This is a genomic window from Vibrio sp. 03_296 (genome assembly GCF_002265885.1).
In genome coordinates, this window is the sequence record NZ_NPKW01000140.1 from 1 (window position 1) to 15,584 (window position 15,584).

Annotated in this window: 17 protein-coding genes; 9 read left to right on the forward strand and 8 right to left on the reverse strand. The window is 46.5% G+C overall.

All coding sequences use genetic code 11. From position 1 onward, the window contains the following. Positions 1 to 594: 594 nt before the first annotated feature. Complete coding sequence (locus CIK04_RS17915) at positions 595 to 831, forward strand: hypothetical protein (protein ID WP_128824637.1); 237 nt, start codon at positions 595 to 597, stop codon at positions 829 to 831. A gap of 11 nt (positions 832 to 842) precedes the next feature. Here CIK04_RS17915 and csdA read toward each other — a convergent pair whose 3' ends face one another. The 4 genes from csdA to CIK04_RS17935 form a co-directional block, all read right to left on the reverse strand. Next, on the reverse strand, positions 843 to 2,054 hold the full coding sequence (gene csdA / locus CIK04_RS17920; RefSeq protein WP_097352132.1) for a cysteine desulfurase CsdA: 1,212 nt from the start codon (positions 2,052 to 2,054) through the stop codon (positions 843 to 845). Then, entirely contained in the window at positions 2,054 to 2,653 is a 600-nt protein-coding gene (locus CIK04_RS17925; RefSeq protein ID WP_097352133.1) for a DJ-1 family glyoxalase III, read from the reverse strand. The genes csdA and CIK04_RS17925 overlap by 1 nt, the downstream gene beginning before the upstream one ends. Next, positions 2,650 to 3,540: a 2-dehydropantoate 2-reductase gene (gene panE, locus CIK04_RS17930; protein WP_176463368.1), complete on the reverse strand. Its 891-nt coding sequence runs from the start codon at positions 3,538 to 3,540 to the stop codon at positions 2,650 to 2,652. Before panE ends, CIK04_RS17925 begins: the two co-directional genes overlap by 4 nt. Before the next feature lie 108 nt (positions 3,541 to 3,648). Next, positions 3,649 to 4,449, reverse strand: a complete 801-nt coding sequence (locus CIK04_RS17935) for an outer membrane protein OmpK (protein ID WP_039545722.1) — start codon at positions 4,447 to 4,449, stop codon at positions 3,649 to 3,651. A gap of 310 nt (positions 4,450 to 4,759) precedes the next feature. On the opposite strand from CIK04_RS17935, the gene CIK04_RS17940 reads away from it, so the two are divergent. The 3 genes from CIK04_RS17940 to CIK04_RS17950 all read left to right on the forward strand — a co-directional run bounded on the left by CIK04_RS17940 (position 4,760) and on the right by CIK04_RS17950 (position 6,705). After that, positions 4,760 to 5,353, forward strand: coding sequence for an LON peptidase substrate-binding domain-containing protein (locus tag CIK04_RS17940; RefSeq protein ID WP_176463369.1), 594 nt, complete (start codon positions 4,760 to 4,762; stop codon positions 5,351 to 5,353). Between the two features lie 93 nt (positions 5,354 to 5,446). After that, complete coding sequence (locus CIK04_RS17945; RefSeq protein WP_045627798.1) at positions 5,447 to 6,040, forward strand: RNA polymerase sigma factor; 594 nt, start codon at positions 5,447 to 5,449, stop codon at positions 6,038 to 6,040. Continuing rightward, positions 6,037 to 6,705 carry a ChrR family anti-sigma-E factor gene (locus CIK04_RS17950; protein ID WP_097352135.1) on the forward strand — a complete coding sequence of 223 codons (669 nt, stop codon included), beginning with the start codon at positions 6,037 to 6,039 and terminating at the stop codon, positions 6,703 to 6,705. The genes CIK04_RS17945 and CIK04_RS17950 overlap by 4 nt, the downstream gene beginning before the upstream one ends. A 103-nt stretch (positions 6,706 to 6,808) precedes the next feature. On the opposite strand, the gene CIK04_RS17955 is transcribed toward CIK04_RS17950, so the two are convergent. From CIK04_RS17955 to CIK04_RS17970, 4 genes are all read right to left on the reverse strand, one after another. Further along, complete coding sequence (locus tag CIK04_RS17955; RefSeq protein ID WP_017420227.1) at positions 6,809 to 8,209, reverse strand: MFS transporter; 1,401 nt, start codon at positions 8,207 to 8,209, stop codon at positions 6,809 to 6,811. 56 nt (positions 8,210 to 8,265) lie between these two features. After that, positions 8,266 to 8,811 carry a peptidylprolyl isomerase gene (locus CIK04_RS17960; protein WP_011150989.1) on the reverse strand — a complete coding sequence of 182 codons (546 nt, stop codon included), beginning with the start codon at positions 8,809 to 8,811 and terminating at the stop codon, positions 8,266 to 8,268. After that, complete coding sequence (locus CIK04_RS17965) at positions 8,811 to 9,380, reverse strand: YajG family lipoprotein (protein ID WP_017420225.1); 570 nt, start codon at positions 9,378 to 9,380, stop codon at positions 8,811 to 8,813. The genes CIK04_RS17960 and CIK04_RS17965 overlap by 1 nt, the downstream gene beginning before the upstream one ends. A gap of 80 nt (positions 9,381 to 9,460) precedes the next feature. Next, positions 9,461 to 10,591, reverse strand: coding sequence for a methyltransferase (locus CIK04_RS17970; RefSeq protein WP_097352136.1), 1,131 nt, complete (start codon positions 10,589 to 10,591; stop codon positions 9,461 to 9,463). A 207-nt stretch (positions 10,592 to 10,798) separates the two neighbouring features. Here CIK04_RS17970 and CIK04_RS17975 point away from each other — a divergent pair, with 207 nt between their 5' ends. From CIK04_RS17975 to CIK04_RS17995, 5 genes are all read left to right on the forward strand, one after another. Then, positions 10,799 to 11,110, forward strand: coding sequence for a BolA family transcriptional regulator (locus CIK04_RS17975; protein WP_097352137.1), 312 nt, complete (start codon positions 10,799 to 10,801; stop codon positions 11,108 to 11,110). A 489-nt stretch (positions 11,111 to 11,599) separates the two neighbouring features. After that, entirely contained in the window at positions 11,600 to 12,940 is a 1,341-nt protein-coding gene (locus CIK04_RS17980) for a Na(+)-translocating NADH-quinone reductase subunit A (protein ID WP_038969774.1), read from the forward strand. Positions 12,941 to 12,945: 5 nt separating this feature from the next. Then, positions 12,946 to 14,190 (forward strand): NADH:ubiquinone reductase (Na(+)-transporting) subunit B, encoded by a 1,245-nt coding sequence (locus CIK04_RS17985; RefSeq protein ID WP_097352138.1) that lies wholly within the window; start codon positions 12,946 to 12,948, stop codon positions 14,188 to 14,190. Next, positions 14,180 to 14,947 carry a Na(+)-translocating NADH-quinone reductase subunit C gene (locus CIK04_RS17990; protein WP_097352139.1) on the forward strand — a complete coding sequence of 256 codons (768 nt, stop codon included), beginning with the start codon at positions 14,180 to 14,182 and terminating at the stop codon, positions 14,945 to 14,947. The genes CIK04_RS17985 and CIK04_RS17990 overlap by 11 nt, the downstream gene beginning before the upstream one ends. After that, a complete protein-coding gene (locus CIK04_RS17995; protein ID WP_011079730.1) occupies positions 14,947 to 15,579 on the forward strand; it encodes an NADH:ubiquinone reductase (Na(+)-transporting) subunit D in 633 nt (210 codons plus the stop codon). Before CIK04_RS17990 ends, CIK04_RS17995 begins: the two co-directional genes overlap by 1 nt. Positions 15,580 to 15,584: the final 5 nt, after the last annotated feature.

A 15,584-nucleotide genomic window follows, 5' to 3' on the forward strand; every position in this document is an offset into this window, starting at 1 on the left:
GAGCAGATTAAGAATATCGCGAGCTAGTTTACGTCCCGGAGGGCGTAGCGAGCATCCATGTTGGTTTTCGCACGCTGATGTGCTGTGCTGACAATTCTGATTTCTTCCAGCGTTTCCTTTTCTTTATTATTTCTCACCACTTTTGCTTTTCTGACGTTTCTCATTTGGTTTGTCATTCTTGCGAACGCGGGGATCCATCTTAAAGCGAATGGATGTTTTTGAACCGATTAAATCAACGAAAAGAGTGCGTTCACGCTTGCTGAGGAATGGACTCCCTCCTGCGCGGGAATAACGAATGTAGACAGTGGCAAAATTTCTKACTGCCCTCGCTTGTGCTTRCTCGCCTCGCTTTTGCTCGTCATCCTCGCGAACGCGGGGGATCCATACTTAAAGCGAGAGAGGTATGTTTTGAATCGATTAAACCAACGAAAAGMGTGCGTTCAGCGYWTGCTGAGGAATGGATTCCCGCCTGCGCGGGAATGACGGATATCGAAAGTGGCGAAATTTCTTACCGCCCTTGGCTCTTGCTCGTTATCCTTGCGAACGCGGGGATCCATCTTAAAGCGAATGGATGTTTTTGAATCGATTAAACCAATGAAAAGCGTGCGTTCAGCGCATGCTGAGGAATGGATTCCCGCCTGCGCGGGAATGACGGATAGAGACAGTGGCAAAATTTATTACTGCCCTCGCTTGTGCTTACTCGCCTCGCTTTTGCTCGTCATCCTCGCGAACGCGGGGATCCATTTGACAGCGAATGGAGGAGATGGAGAGTCCCAACGTGAGGTGAAAAACATCAGTGAAGAAAAACAGGCCAAGACATTGAAAATCTAAGCCTATTTTCTTTAAAGCATATCCACCGCTTTCTCTAACGCAGCAATCAACTTCTCCACATCTTCCATGGTGTTATAAATGGCGAAAGAGACTCGGACGGTGCCTTTGACACCTAACGCATCCATGAGAGGATGGGCGCAGTGATGGCCCGCTCGCACGGCGATACCCTGCTGATCGAGCAGCGTTGCAATGTCTTGATGGTGAACGCCATCCATGACAAAAGTAATCACCGAAGCGTTATTTTGGTATCCGATCACACGGATATCCTCCATCCCACTGAGTGCTCGAAATGTGGCCGATTGAAGTTGGTGCAAGTGCGCTTCCACCTCGTCTCGAGCAAAACCTTGATACCACTCTATTGCCTTAGCAAGCGCAATGGCACCCGCGACATTGGGTGTCCCTGCTTCGAACTTCCCCGGTAGAGCTGAAAAGGTGGTTTTCTCAAACGACACTTTTTCCACCATCTTACCGCCTCCATGCCATGGTGGCATGGCTTCCAGCAGCGCCAGTTTGCCGTAAAGCACGCCAATTCCAGCGGGCGCATAGAGTTTGTGGCCGGAAAATACATAGAAATCGGCGTCCAATGTGCGCATATCGACAGGTTCGTGAACGATGCCTTGAGCGCCGTCCACCACCACAATGGCGCCGTGTTGATGGGCCAACTCGATGATGGACTCGATGGGTTGACGAGTGGCCGTGACGTTGGTGGTTTGAGCCACCGCAACAATCTTAACCCGCTCATTCATCAGTGTTTTAAGCGATTCAATGTCCAACTGACAGTCTGCGGTCATGGGGATTTTGACCACTTTGGCGCCCGTCTGCTCAGCTACCATTTGCCAAGGTACAATATTGGCGTGATGCTCCATTTCGCCGACGAGAATTTCATCGCCAACTTGAAGGGTGCTTCGGGCGTAAGTTTGAGCAATCAAATTGAGCGCTTCGGTTGCGCCACGTGTCCAAATAATCTCTTTACTGCTTTGTGCGCCAATAAAATGAGCGACGCATTCGCGGGCGGCCTCAAATTGGCTGGTCGCACTGGCGGTCAAACTGTGGCTGCCGCGGTGAACGTTTGCATTTTGGCTGCTGTAATACTGGGTGATTGCGTCAATCACGCACTGCGGCTTTTGTGTTGTCGCCGCACTATCTAAGTAGACCAGCTCATTTTGATTAACTTGTTGCGCCAATGCAGGAAATTGTTGGCGAATGGCTTGAACGTCAAACATTACTCATCACTCAATTTGTGGTAGTTGAGTACAGGCACTGTCACCATAGGTTCTGCCACTTGGCGCGCGTGCTGTTTGCCAGAAAGTAAGATGATAATTTCCATCGCAAATTCCAGCGCAGTGCCGGGCCCTTGACTGGTAAGAAGATTGTGGTTCACATCGTAAGTAACGCGCTTAGGACGCCAGTTTTGCTCGGCAATATGAGACATAAAGTTCGGATGGCAAGTCATGATGGCTTGAGGGTAGAGATTGTGATGTTGCAAAACCAGTGCGGGGGCGGCGCAAATGGCAGCGACCAGTTTTCCTTCATACATATGCTGTTTTAACATCTCAATCAGAATTGGGCTATCGCGGAAGGTTTCCGCTCCCGCGACACCGCCGGAGAGAACAATGACGTCGAACTGTTCATCGGCCACATCCACCAAGCGACATTGTGCGCCGAGGATAACGCCACGAGAGGCTGTTAGGGTCAGCTTGCCATCAAAATCGGCACTGGCGACCGTGACTTCATAACCTGCTCGCGCCATCATATCGATGACCGTTACCGCTTCCATCTCCTCGGTACCGCAAGCAATAGGCACTAAGATTTTTTTCTTCATTGTTCTGTCCAGCTTTGTTCAATCTGTTTGATGTGTTGATAAAGTTTAGCGTTTTCCGCTGCATCAATCTGGTGTTTATGCGCCGCTTGCAACAAATATCCAGTGATAAAGTCGATTTCAGTGCGGCGTTGATGGAAAACATCTTGGTGCATCGAGGAATAGTTTTCCGCCGTTGCATGAATCACGTTCATGATGGTTTTCTGTAAGGTATCGAAAGTAACCTCGATCCCTTCTTTGACCATAACGTCGACCAACTCTTGAGTGATGCGCTCAAGCCGTTGATGAAACCTCTCATCGGCCAGCTCGCCATTTTTACATTGATGAATCGCTGTTAACGGGTTGATGGCACAGTTGATGGCCAGTTTGGTCCAAAGTGCCTGTTGGATATTGGGATTCCATGTGACAGACGGTAAGGCGTGATCGAGCACCGCTTGAAGGAACTCGCATTGCGCACCTTGTGCATTAAAACCACCCAACTGCGTGATGCCTTGTCCGGTGTGTAAGACCTGCTGTGAATGGGGCTTATACGCGCCATGAGTGGTGGTTGCGACAACGATTGGGTTGTGCGCGAGCTTCTCTTCAACCTGAGATGCGGTTCCCATGCCGTTGTGCATCAGCAGGATGATGGTATCTGAGTGGATGTGTGGCAATAAAGGCTCAATCGCTGCCATCACCTGCCATGCTTTCACTGTGACCAAGATGAGATCAGCACTTTGCAAAGAGGGTTGGTGACGATGTTTAAACGTCATGACTGATGAGTCATCTAGTTGCAACGGCTGCTCAGGTATATCGCGTCTTCCCCACAATGTAACATTGTGCCCTGCGAGTTTGAGTTTTGTCGCCCAAAGTGAGCCAACGGCTCCCGGGCCTAAAATGAGGATATTCACCAAACACTCTCAGTAATAAGGTTTGCTGCAAGGATAATGAGGGAAATAAGGAAAGCAAATAAAAATGGCGCCAACAGGCGCCATTTATACAGAACTTAGGAGGTTCAATTAGAACTTGTAAGTCACTGCTACGTAGTGACCAAAGCCAGTTGACTTGAATCCGTCAGTGTCTTTGATACCGTAAACATCTTTGTAACCTTTAAGGCCGTAACCTACAGCAAAGCGATCTGAGTGCCAGTAGATACCGTTAAACATTGCACCGCCACTGCTTGCAGTTGAGTACTCAGACTTCAAGCCAAATTGGTAGTCAATGTAACCTTGGTAAGAAATGAAAGAACCGTTTTCGAAGAAGTAGAAAGGTTTAAACCAGTTGGTCGAAATTTGGAAACCGTTCCAATCTTTGCGGTTGCCATCGTAAGTACCGTAAAGGTTTAGACCGATTTTGCCTAACCATGGAACCATCACATCAGAACCAAGACCAACTTTTTGGTTGTTTACAGAAAACGGGTTAGTTTTGTAATCAGTACCGTCCCACTCAAATAGAGTTGCAACGTATAATTCTTGAACTGGACCGAAAGATAGGTCTTTACCTGTCAGGCCATCAATAGACATACGTGGAGCAAACTTCATGAAGATCTTAGGATCGCCAGCTTTATCACTGCCTTTGTCTGACGCAAGGTTGAACACATCAACGTAGCCATATAGGTCGAAAATACCAGAGCGACCACCAAATTCCATCTCTAGGTAATCATGTGAAGATTCACCTGGCAGCTCATCGATTGCAGCCATTAGGTTAAATTGCATCCACTTGTAATCGTTTTTGTGGATATCGCCATCTGAGTAGTCAGCGGCCATTACTGGTGCTGAAGTTGCTGCTAACAGACCAAGAGTTAATAGTGATTTACGCATAAGGGGAACTCTCTATATTTGTAACGGTGTTTAGACGCTAATCCTTGCGCTACGTGTTATCCGATTTGCGCGCATCATAGCGATTTAAATCGCAAATAAAAGTGACTTGAGTGCAATTTTTCATCAATTTGAGTGATGTAGATCTCCTTTTGAATCGAAAGTTGGGAACTTTTCTTTTGCTATAAATCTAGATGCATTTGTGATTTTGTTGAAACTGAGAGCTGTATGTAATTTGTTAATGCGTGGAGGGAATGTGATCTAGGTAAAGGTTTGCGCGTATAAAGTAGCGTGATTTTTAAGCGGGGTGATTATGAGAGAGTTAATGCTTTTTCCGTTAAGTTCGACGGTTTTGCCGGATGGAAAAATGAAACTTCGTATTTTTGAACCTAGATACCAACGAATGGTGAAGCAGTGCTGTGAACAAAATATCAGCTTTGGTATGTGCTTGGTCGATAGTAGTGGTGGGGCAAGCCGGTTGTCGTCGCTTGGTACAGAAGTCAAAATTATTGATTTTGATTCATTGTCGGATGGATTGCTGGGGATTACGGTGTTGGGATTACAACGCTTCACCATCAAACAAGTCCGTGTTGAGGAAGATGGCCTGCGCATAGCTTCGGTGGAGCAATTGACACAGTGGCCAACCATTGAGCTCAAGGCCCCTCAGAAATACATTGGCGACCAATTACAGCTGGTCCACCGTCAATTTCCAGAGCTTGGTGAGCTGTATCCTGAAAGTGACTACCAAGACGCCAATTGGGTGGCAAGACGTTGGCTTGAGATATTACCGCTCTCAGTCAAACAATTTGACCATTTGGCAGGAACGCAAAACTGTGATGCGGCGATGCGCTTTTTGTCTGAAGTAGTCGAGAAGTCTTCAGGCGAGGGAAAGGCTAAACTGAATTAAATGGCAAATAATTTGTAGGATCTGATGATCGTTTTTCTGTGGAATACGTATCAGGGTAAGTTTAAGTAAAGTCGGCGACAAAAAGGATAAGTTATGCGGACTCCGGTAGCGAACAGCCCTAGCTCGATGTCTAAGCAAGACTGGGCCGAGTGCATGGCGAAAGTGAAAGACAAAGACAAGCAAGCATTTGCCGTCGTGTTTCAACACTTTGCGCCCAAGTTAAAACAGTTTGCGTTTAAACATGTTGGCAATGAGCAAGTTGCCATGGAAATGGTGCAGGAAACCATGACAACAGTGTGGCATAAAGCGCATCTGTTTGACTCTGAGAAAAGTGCGCTGTCGACTTGGGTCTACACCATCATCCGTAATCTGTGCTTTGACTTACTTAGGAAGCAGCGCGGTAAGGATTTGCACATTCACGCGGACGATATTTGGCCGTCAGATTACTATCCTTTAGATCTTGTTGAACGCTATAGCCCAGAGCAAGACATGCTCAAAGAGCAGGTTATGCGTTTTTTGGATTGTTTACCCAAGGCCCAGCGAGATGTTCTGCAGGCTGTTTATATAGAAGACTTACCCCACCAGCAGGTTGCTGAAATGTTCGACATTCCTTTAGGTACCGTTAAATCACGATTGAGATTGGCAGTAGAAAAGCTTAGACACACAATGCAGGCGGATAAATTATGAGTACACATCCTAACAACATGTTGCTACAGGCGTACGCAAGTGGAGAAATTGATGCTGTCTCTGGTTTAGTCGTTGCAACGCATCTAGAAGTTTGCCCTGATTGTCGAGATCTGGTTGCTCAATTTGAAGGCGAGCAAGCGCAACATTTTGCTTCTGAGAAGCAAGATGAAATGAGTGCTCTGTCGCTGTTTGATGCGATGTTTGATGACATTGTTCAAAGTGATGTGAAAGAAGATGCACGAGAGGTCTACGAACCGAGACACATTGAGGTGAAGGGGAAACGTTTTGTTCTTCCACAGACACTTTGCCGCTATGCAGACCTGATGTCGGAATGGCGCAGCTACGGTGGCAAGGTGTTCAGTTCACAACTGGACTTTGGTGAAGAGGCAAGAGTGAATCTGATGTACATCAGCGAAGGTGTTCAGATCCCGCAACACACCCATAAAGGGTTGGAAACGACGCTGGTGCTGCATGGCAGTTTTAGTGATGAAGATGGTGAATATCAGCAGGGTGATTTCATGCAGCGTGACGCCAGTGTGAAGCACAGTCCTAAAACCAAAACTGGGGAAGGTTGCTTGTGCCTAACCGTGCTGACAGACCCACTGATTTTTACCCAAGGGGTGGCCAGAGTCTTTAATTTGTTTGGTAAAGGACTTTACCCTTAACCAGAGAAGAACAGCGCTGCCTTCAAAATGAGAATGCATCAAACGAGAAAAGGCTTGCCAATGCAAGCCTTTTTCGTGAAGGAACCACGCACACGAAGTGGCTTTAACTTTGTGGTGCGTCGATGTTGTCGTGAGGTTTTGGCTCTTCTTCGCTCGATTCCTTTCTCGCTTTTTCAAGCAAATCGTGGAAGTAATGACGCAGCGAATAGAGCATGATCAAGCTTGGGATAACCATCAGAGCCGTAATAACAAAGAACACAGACCAGTTGTCCAAGTAGTCAACCAACTCACCACTAAAGGAGGCTAAGGTCGTTCGACCAAAGTTACCGAGCGATGCCAGCAGAGCGTACTGCGTTGCCGAGAAGGCTTGCCCGGTCACCATGGTTAAGAAGGAGACAAACGCAACGGTTGAAAACGCAGAGGTAAAGTTGTCGACAATCAACGTCGCCAAGAACAGGTTTTCATTCGGACCAACTTCTGCCATCCAAGCGAACATCAAGTTACTGGCTGCCATGGCGATGCCGCCGATCATTAGACCGCGAACAATGCCAAACTTCACGTTGATCATACTACCAACCAGCGTAAAGAAGATGGTGATGCCCCAGCCCAACAACTTAGAGTAATAGCCAATTTGTTCGTTGCTAAAGCCCACTTCTTTATAGAACGTAATCGACATTCGGCCTAAGAACGCTTCACCAATCTTAAACAAGAAGACAAAGAGCAGTAGAGTCAGTGCCACTCGGACGCCATTGCGCTTGAAGAAATCAAGGAAAGGCTCGACCACGGTGACCGTCAACCATGCGACCACTTTGGAACCCACCAATTGGTTGTGGCGCTGTTCGGCCTCTTGTTGCAATTGCTCTCGGCGTGTGGTTGGCTCGCCAACCAGTAACGTAAAAATCATCAAGAGCGCGACAATGGCCGCCATGCCATAATACACGCCGTTCCAGCCGATTGAATCGGCGTTGATAAAGGCGAGGTAACCCGGTAAAGAGTAACCCGTCCACCAACCAATAACGGCCATCGCCGATGCTTGTGGCAGTTTGGATGAATCGGATTTCGGGAAGGTATCGATACGGAAAGCGTCGATAGCGATATCCTGTGTTGCTGACGCGATGGCGATGCCAAGTGCAAGTGCTGACGTCAGCATGAGATTGTTGGCCGGATTGACTCCCGCGATCAACAAAGTACAAATCAGTACAAAGGATTGGCAGAGAAATATCCAACTGCGGCGTTGACCCAAAGAGCGATGAAGTAAAGGAAGCTTTACTCGGTCTACCAAAGGTGCCCAAAGAAAGTTAATGGCGTACACAGCAAAGACACTGCCAAAGTAGCCAATAGCAGCACGCGTCAACCCCGCATCTTTTAGCCAGCCAGACATGTTTGAGCCAATGAGCACCCACGGGAAACCACTGGAACAGCCCAGCATAAAAACCCATAGCAAGCGTCGATCAAGATAACTTTGTACAGTTTCACGCCATGAAACTGTTGGTGATGAAGACATAACCTATCCTTGTAGTTAGTAGAATACGCCCCTTGCATTGCAAAGGGCGAGGATATTTATGGGAGCAGTGTGGCTTTGGTGATCACGATAGGTTCCACGGGAATATCTCTCATGTAGCCTTGGCTTTTTGTCGGCTTGCTCGCCATCTGTTGAATGACGTCAAACCCTTCGGTGACTTGACCAAAAACGGCGTAACCTGGAGGTTGTAGGTCATAGTCGAGAAACTCGTTATCCACCAAGTTGATAAAGAATTGTCGTGTCGCGGAGTTAGGATCTTGAGTTCGAGCCATTGCGATAGAGCCCGTCACGTTCTTCAGACCATTACTTGCTTCGTTCTTGATTGGTGCGTAACTGGGTAGACGATTCATTTTCTCATCAAAGCCACCACCTTGTGCCATAAAACCTGGAATGACACGGTGAAATTGAGAACCTACGTAACTGCCATCTTTCACGTATTTTACGAAGTTTTCGACGCTAATCGGCGCTTTTTCTTCATTTAACTCAACAGTGAAATTCCCCAGAGAGGTTTCGAATTCAACTTTTGGCCCAGCCAAGGCGAGGCTACTCGTGAGTACGAGTGAAGCACAGATAACTTTGAGCATTAGAAACGTTCCTTCATGTAGCTTTGCAGTTCTTGGTCATTGGCAATCTCAGCAAGTACCAATGTGATCACGTCATTTAGCACTTTTTCCACTTCTTGATCTGAGGCACTTAACATGCCACTGCGGCTTGCTGCACCGTTATAGGTTTTGACTAGCTTTCCTTTGGGTGTTTCTGCGGTGACTTCTAGAATCACTTTTGCGTCCATTTCGTTTTCCATTACGGAATGCTTTACATTGACCAATGCTTCTTGAACTTCAAGACTGATCAGGTTGTTGCTGTTTAAATCTGCTTTGTAGCCTTGTGACGCGAACTGCTGCTGCAGCAAGGTTTCAAGCGTAATGCGCATGTTTTGTTTAGCGTGTAGCGGTAGGATGTTCGAACGGCCACTGTCGATCAGCGCTACGTACTGCGCTGCACGTACATCTTTACTGGTCATGCTGTACGTTTTGTTCTGCACCATTGGATTTGTGCTTAACGTTGCGGTTGGTGCAAGATTAAGTTGTTCTGGTTGAGGGGCTGAACAAGCAGAAAGTAGTGCGATAGACGCAGCTAAAACCAATTTTTTCATCGTATATTCCTTTTCTAGCAGCAGAGGCTGTACGTAAACGTATATTAAAGTGAAGATTGTCTTTAATTAAAACTAGCAGGCTATTTAGTTGCCTGTAAAATCACAAACTTACTATTAGAAGCGACTAATTTCACATTCTTGTCACCATAAAGGCGTTTGAGTTTGCCATCATAACCAAGGTGGCGATTACCAATCACCTGCAGTTTTCCCCCTCTTTTAAGGACGCGTTTGGAGTCGCAAAACATCTGCCAAGCAATGTGATCCGTGATCGCTTGTTGTTGATGGAAAGGGGGGTTGCATAAAATCAGATCGGCGATCTCGCCAGCAAACCCGTCCAAACAGTTATTGGCAATATACTCAGCATCTATTGGCACTGTGACATTTTCTTGTAAATTGAGGCGAGCGGACTCAATGGCCATGTAGCTTTCATCCACCAAGGTTAACTTCGCCTTCGGGTTGAGCTGCGCGGCTTTGACGGATAACACCCCGTTACCGCAGCCTAAATCGATAATGTGCTTGAGGTTCTCATCTTGCGGGATGTGCTCGAGCATAAAACGCGCGCCCAAATCGAGACTCTCACCAGAATAGACGTTTGGCAAGTTGTTGAGTGTCATCTTGTGTTCTTCAACATTCCAACGAGTCACTGGGCTGATGTCATTCATTTGCGCACAGTCTGCTTGGCAAAAAACGAGACGATGTTTTTTCCAAGCAAGGGAGGTTTTTGTGGTCCCTAGGTACTTTTCAAACAGTTTGAGGGTTGAGGTATGGATTTCTTTGGCTTTATTCACGGCGACCACTGGGACGTCTGGTGAGAGCGTTTTCCGCAATTGAGTTAACTGCCAAGTCAAATGACGGTTGTTTTTGGGAAGTTGAAATAACACCAAATTGGTCTCTACTGGAATTGCGTCTAGCGTTGTCAGTAGCTTTACTTCACGGCATTGATTTCGTTGTAAATTTTCTTTTGTCCCTTGCTGAGAGATAAAAGAATCGCTCATCATAGTGACTTGGTGTTGAGCAGAAAACCAGCATGATAGAGCGCCGAAGTGATCGTTCAGGATAAGAATATTCTGTGGGGTGTCTAAGGCCAACTCTTCCACATAATTGATCAAGTATTCATCGCCCGCGTCCCATGCTTGCAGGGTTTCATTGGCGTTGTTTGGGTATCTGAATAGGGTGAGTTGTCGGTCAAAGAGATTGAGTTCGGTTTTCATACAATGGTGTTTGTTTCATTGAGTTTTAACGATATTCTCGCAGAAGGATAGCAAACAAGATAGGCACAGCTAGCAAAAAACACTCAGGGATCTTCGTCTAAGTAGTGAGACATTGTTAGAATGATGGCTGTTATTTAAGTGTGTGTAAGAAATTTCACGTTGGTTCGACTTATACTTTTTAAGTCGGTGAGTAGAGAGGGTTTGAATATGATTCAAGAAATCATAGAGACAAAATTACACAATACATTTGAACCTAGTCACTTGAGTGTGGTGAATGAGAGCTACATGCACAATGTACCACCGGGTTCGGAAAGTCACTTCAAGGTGATTGTGGTGAGCGATCTTTTTGAAGGTAAAAGATTGATCGCCAGACATCGTTTAGTGAATCAAGCATTGGCGAATGAGCTGGAAAATAACATCCACGCTTTGGCGATTCATACCTATACTGATCAGGAATGGAAGCTACAGCGAGATGGCGCGCCAGATAGCCCAATGTGTATGGGTGGTACCAACCACTGAGCAATTTCTAACCTGAAGTGTTAAATTTTCAGTTATTCTATTCAAAAAGATGGTCAAGCCATCTTTTTTTCTATGTGTACAAAACCGACAAATTGCGTGACAAATTTGGTTAAGAAATGCGTTAACACTGTTTCAACAAATGAACAGAATGAATAGGATGTTTCAAACTATGAATCTCACCTATTCATCTGGCACGATGGTTTTGGGCCATTTGTGCGACGTGTCAAAGTTATGAACAATAGTTAGCCTATATCTATCAATTCTTTCCAAATAATACGGCTAATGCGTTTATTGGTCATGGCATCGCGTTTGGAAAAGATGCTAAACTATCGCACCTGATAAATCTCTCCACTAAACTGTGAAGCGATTTTTAATAGGATGTTGCGATTTTGGCGTTTAAAACATCGCCAAAACCGGACACTGATGTCGTGTCTAAAAGTTACGCAATCATAAAGAATCTTTTTCCCGATAAAAGTAGTGCAAGTGCGTATGATTACAATAAAGAAGGGTTTGGACCTTCCTATCGCAGGAGCTCCTTCCCAGGTGATTAATGATGGTAAATCCATCACAAAAGTCGCCTTGCTTGGCGAAGAGTACGTTGGCATGCGTCCTACGATGCATGTTCGCGTTGGTGATGAAGTGAAGAAAGCCCAAGTTCTTTTTGAAGACAAAAAGAACCCAGGCGTGAAATTTACTTCTCCAGTGAGTGGTAAAGTTATCGAAGTGAATCGTGGCGCGAAGCGTGTACTTCAATCTGTAGTGATTGAAGCCGCAGGCGACGAGCAAGTGACCTTTGATAAGTTTGAAGCCTCTCAACTAGCAGGTCTTGATCGCGAAGTGATCAAAACTCAGTTGGTTGAATCTGGCCTTTGGACCGCTCTACGTACTCGTCCGTTCAGCAAGGTTCCAGCAATTGAATCGACAACTAAAGCGATTTTCGTTACCGCAATGGATACTAATCCATTGGCAGCGAAGCCAGAGTTGATCATCAATGAACAAGCGGAAGCGTTTGTTGCTGGTTTGGATGTGCTTTCAGCCCTAACAGAAGAGAAGGTTTACGTTTGTAAATCTGGTACGAGCTTACCTCGTTCTTCTCAGTCTAATGTGGAAGAGCACGTATTTGACGGCCCACACCCAGCTGGTCTAGCGGGTACCCACATGCATTTCCTATACCCAGTGAATGCAAGCAACGTGGCATGGAGCATCAACTACCAAGACGTGATTGCGTTTGGTCAGTTGTTCCTAACTGGTGAACTTTTCACTGACCGTGTTGTTTCTCTAGCGGGTCCTGTTGTGAATAACCCTCGTCTAGTTCGTACCATCATGGGTGCAAGCTTGGATGAGCTAACCGACAGCGAAATGATGCCAGGCGAAGTTCGTGTGATTTCTGGTTCAGTACTGACTGGTACTCATGCCACAGGTCCTCACGCTTACTTGGGTCGTTACCACCTGCAGGTTTCTGTTCTGCGTGAAGGTCGTGACAAAGAACTGTTTGGCTGGGCTACGCCTGGTAAGAACAAGTTCTCTGTAACCCGTTCTTTCCTTGGTCACTTGTTTAAAGGTCAGTTGTTCAATATGACAACCACCACAAACGGTAGTGATCGTGCAATGGTTCCAATCGGTAACTACGAGCGTGTAGTGCCTCTTGATATGGAACCGACTCTGCTGCTTCGCGATCTATGTGCAGGCGATACTGACAGTGCTCAAGCACTGGGTGCGCTAGAACTGGATGAAGAAGATCTAGCATTGTGTACCTTTGTATGCCCAGGTAAATACGAGTACGGTCAACTGCTGCGTGACTGCCTGAATACAATTGAGAAGGAAGGGTAAGTTTCATGGGCCTTAAGAAGTTTCTTGAAGACATCGAACACCACTTTGAACCAGGCGGCAAACACGAAAAATGGTTTGCTCTGTACGAAGCTGCGGCAACGCTATTCTACACGCCAGGTTTGGTGACGAAAAAGAGCTCACACGTTCGTGATAGCGTTGACCTAAAACGCATCATGATCATGGTTTGGTTTGCAGTGTTCCCAGCAATGTTCTGGGGTATGTACAACGCTGGTGGCCAAGCTATCGCGGCTCTAAACTACATGTACGCTGGTGATCAACTGGTACAAATCATTGCAGGTAACTGGCACTACTGGCTAACCGAGATGCTGGGCGGAACGATTTCTGCTGACGCAAGCTGGGGTAGTAAGATGTTGCTAGGTGCAACCTACTTCCTACCAATCTACGCAACGGTATTCCTCGTTGGTGGTTTCTGGGAAGTGCTATTCTGTATGGTGCGTAAGCACGAAGTTAACGAAGGTTTCTTCGTAACCTCGATCCTTTTCGCATTGATCGTTCCTCCAACGCTACCTCTATGGCAAGCAGCGCTAGGTATTACCTTTGGTGTTGTGGTTGCTAAAGAGATCTTTGGTGGTACTGGTCGTAACTTCCTGAACCCAGCGTTAGCAGGTCGTGCTTTCCTATTCTTCGCTTACCCAGCACAAATCTCGGGTGACGTAGTGTGGACAGCAGCAGACGGCTTCTCTGGTGCAACTGCGCTAAGCCAGTGGGCTCAAGGCGGCAACAGTGCACTAGTAAACACAGTGACTGGCGCGCCAATCACGTGGCTAGACGCGTTCATCGGTAACATCCCTGGTTCAATCGGCGAAGTTTCTACGCTTGCACTGCTTATCGGTGCAGCAATGATCGTTTACATGCGAATCGCATCTTGGCGCATCATTGCCGGCGTAATGATCGGTATGATCGTGGTATCGACACTGTTCAATGTGATCGGTTCTGATACTAACGCAATGTTCAGCATGCCATGGCACTGGCACCTAGTTTTAGGTGGTTTTGCATTCGGTATGTTCTTCATGGCAACCGACCCAGTATCGGCTTCATTTACCAACAAAGGTAAGTGGTGGTACGGCATTCTTATCGGTGCAATGTGTGTCATGATTCGTGTTGTTAACCCAGCATACCCAGAAGGTATGATGCTGGCGATTCTATTCGCGAACCTGTTTGCACCACTGTTTGACCATCTAGTGGTTGAGAAGAACATCAAGCGGAGACAAGCACGCTATGGCAAGTAATGACAGCATTAAAAAGACGCTGGGTGTTGTTGTCGGGTTGAGCCTTGTTTGTTCAATCATCGTATCAACAGCAGCAGTCGGTCTGCGTGACCAGCAAAAAGCTAACGCTGTTTTGGATAAGCAATCCAAGATCATCGAAGTAGCTGGTATCGACAGCAAAGGTAAGAAAGTACCAGAGCTTTTTGCTCAGTACATCGAACCACGTCTGGTTGATTTCGCAACAGGCGACTTTGTTGATGGTAATGCAGCAACGTATGACCAACGCAAAGCCGCGAAAGATCCTGCACAGTCTATCAAACTGACCGCTGAGCAAGATGACGCGAAAATTCTACGTCGTGCAAATACAGGTGTTGTGTACCTTGTGAAAAATGGCGACAGCATTTCTAAGATCATTCTACCGGTTCACGGTAACGGTCTTTGGTCAATGATGTACGCTTTCGTTGCAGTTGAAACCGATGGTAACACAGTATCAGGTATCACCTACTACGAGCAGGGTGAAACTCCGGGATTGGGTGGTGAAGTTGAAAACCCATCTTGGCGTGCACAGTTTGTCGGCAAGAAACTGTTTGACGAAAACCACAAACCAGCTATCAAGGTAGTGAAAAGTGGTGCGCCAGTTGGTTCTGAGCACGGTGTTGACGGCCTGTCAGGTGCGACACTAACTAGTAACGGTGTTCAACACACATTTGACTTCTGGTTAGGTGATATGGGCTTTGGTCCATTCCTAGCAAAAGTTCGTGACGGAGGCCTGAACTAATGTCTAGTGCACAAAACATTAAAAAGAGCATTCTTGCGCCAGTATTGGATAACAACCCAATCGCGCTACAAGTTCTTGGTGTATGTTCTGCGCTTGCAGTAACTACCAAACTAGAAACAGCGTTTGTTATGACACTAGCGGTAACGTTTGTAACTGCATTGTCTAACTTCTTTGTTTCTTTAATCCGTAACCACATTCCTAACAGTGTGCGTATCATCGTTCAAATGGCGATCATCGCATCTCTAGTAATCGTGGTAGACCAGATCTTGAAAGCTTACTTGTACGATATCTCTAAACAGCTATCGGTATTCGTAGGTCTTATCATTACTAACTGTATCGTAATGGGCCGTGCAGAAGCGTTCGCGATGAAATCTGCACCCGTTCCATCATTGATCGACGGTATTGGTAACGGTCTTGGTTATGGTTTTGTTCTTATTACTGTGGGCTTCTTCCGTGAACTATTCGGTAGCGGTAAGTTGTTTGGTATGGAAGTACTACCACTAGTGAACAATGGTGGTTGGTATCAGCCAAATGGTCTGATGCTTCTAGCGCCATCTGCATTCTTCCTAATCGGCTTCATGATTTGGGCGATCCGTACGTTCAAACCAGAGCAAGTAGAAGCGAAGGAGTAAGGGCA

Excerpts from the sequence above, each read along its gene's own strand:
- CIK04_RS17915 (WP_128824637.1), top strand. The coding sequence starts at position 595 with ATGAAAAGCGTGCGTTCAGCGCATGCTGAGGAATGGATTCCCGCCTGC.
- CIK04_RS17985 (WP_097352138.1), top strand. The coding sequence starts at position 12,946 with ATGGGCCTTAAGAAGTTTCTTGAAGACATCGAACACCACTTTGAACCA.
- CIK04_RS17975 (WP_097352137.1), top strand. The coding sequence starts at position 10,799 with ATGATTCAAGAAATCATAGAGACAAAATTACACAATACATTTGAACCT.
- CIK04_RS17995 (WP_011079730.1), top strand. The coding sequence starts at position 14,947 with ATGTCTAGTGCACAAAACATTAAAAAGAGCATTCTTGCGCCAGTATTG.
- CIK04_RS17925 (WP_097352133.1), bottom strand. The coding sequence starts at position 2,653 with ATGAAGAAAAAAATCTTAGTGCCTATTGCTTGCGGTACCGAGGAGATG.
- CIK04_RS17980 (WP_038969774.1), top strand. The coding sequence starts at position 11,600 with ATGATTACAATAAAGAAGGGTTTGGACCTTCCTATCGCAGGAGCTCCT.
- CIK04_RS17965 (WP_017420225.1), bottom strand. The coding sequence starts at position 9,380 with ATGAAAAAATTGGTTTTAGCTGCGTCTATCGCACTACTTTCTGCTTGT.
- CIK04_RS17955 (WP_017420227.1), bottom strand. The coding sequence starts at position 8,209 with ATGTCTTCATCACCAACAGTTTCATGGCGTGAAACTGTACAAAGTTAT.
- CIK04_RS17935 (WP_039545722.1), bottom strand. The coding sequence starts at position 4,449 with ATGCGTAAATCACTATTAACTCTTGGTCTGTTAGCAGCAACTTCAGCA.
- CIK04_RS17945 (WP_045627798.1), top strand. The coding sequence starts at position 5,447 with ATGCGGACTCCGGTAGCGAACAGCCCTAGCTCGATGTCTAAGCAAGAC.
- CIK04_RS17990 (WP_097352139.1), top strand. The coding sequence starts at position 14,180 with ATGGCAAGTAATGACAGCATTAAAAAGACGCTGGGTGTTGTTGTCGGG.
- CIK04_RS17940 (WP_176463369.1), top strand. The coding sequence starts at position 4,760 with ATGAGAGAGTTAATGCTTTTTCCGTTAAGTTCGACGGTTTTGCCGGAT.
- CIK04_RS17960 (WP_011150989.1), bottom strand. The coding sequence starts at position 8,811 with ATGCTCAAAGTTATCTGTGCTTCACTCGTACTCACGAGTAGCCTCGCC.
- csdA (WP_097352132.1), bottom strand. The coding sequence starts at position 2,054 with ATGTTTGACGTTCAAGCCATTCGCCAACAATTTCCTGCATTGGCGCAA.
- CIK04_RS17950 (WP_097352135.1), top strand. The coding sequence starts at position 6,037 with ATGAGTACACATCCTAACAACATGTTGCTACAGGCGTACGCAAGTGGA.
- CIK04_RS17970 (WP_097352136.1), bottom strand. The coding sequence starts at position 10,591 with ATGAAAACCGAACTCAATCTCTTTGACCGACAACTCACCCTATTCAGA.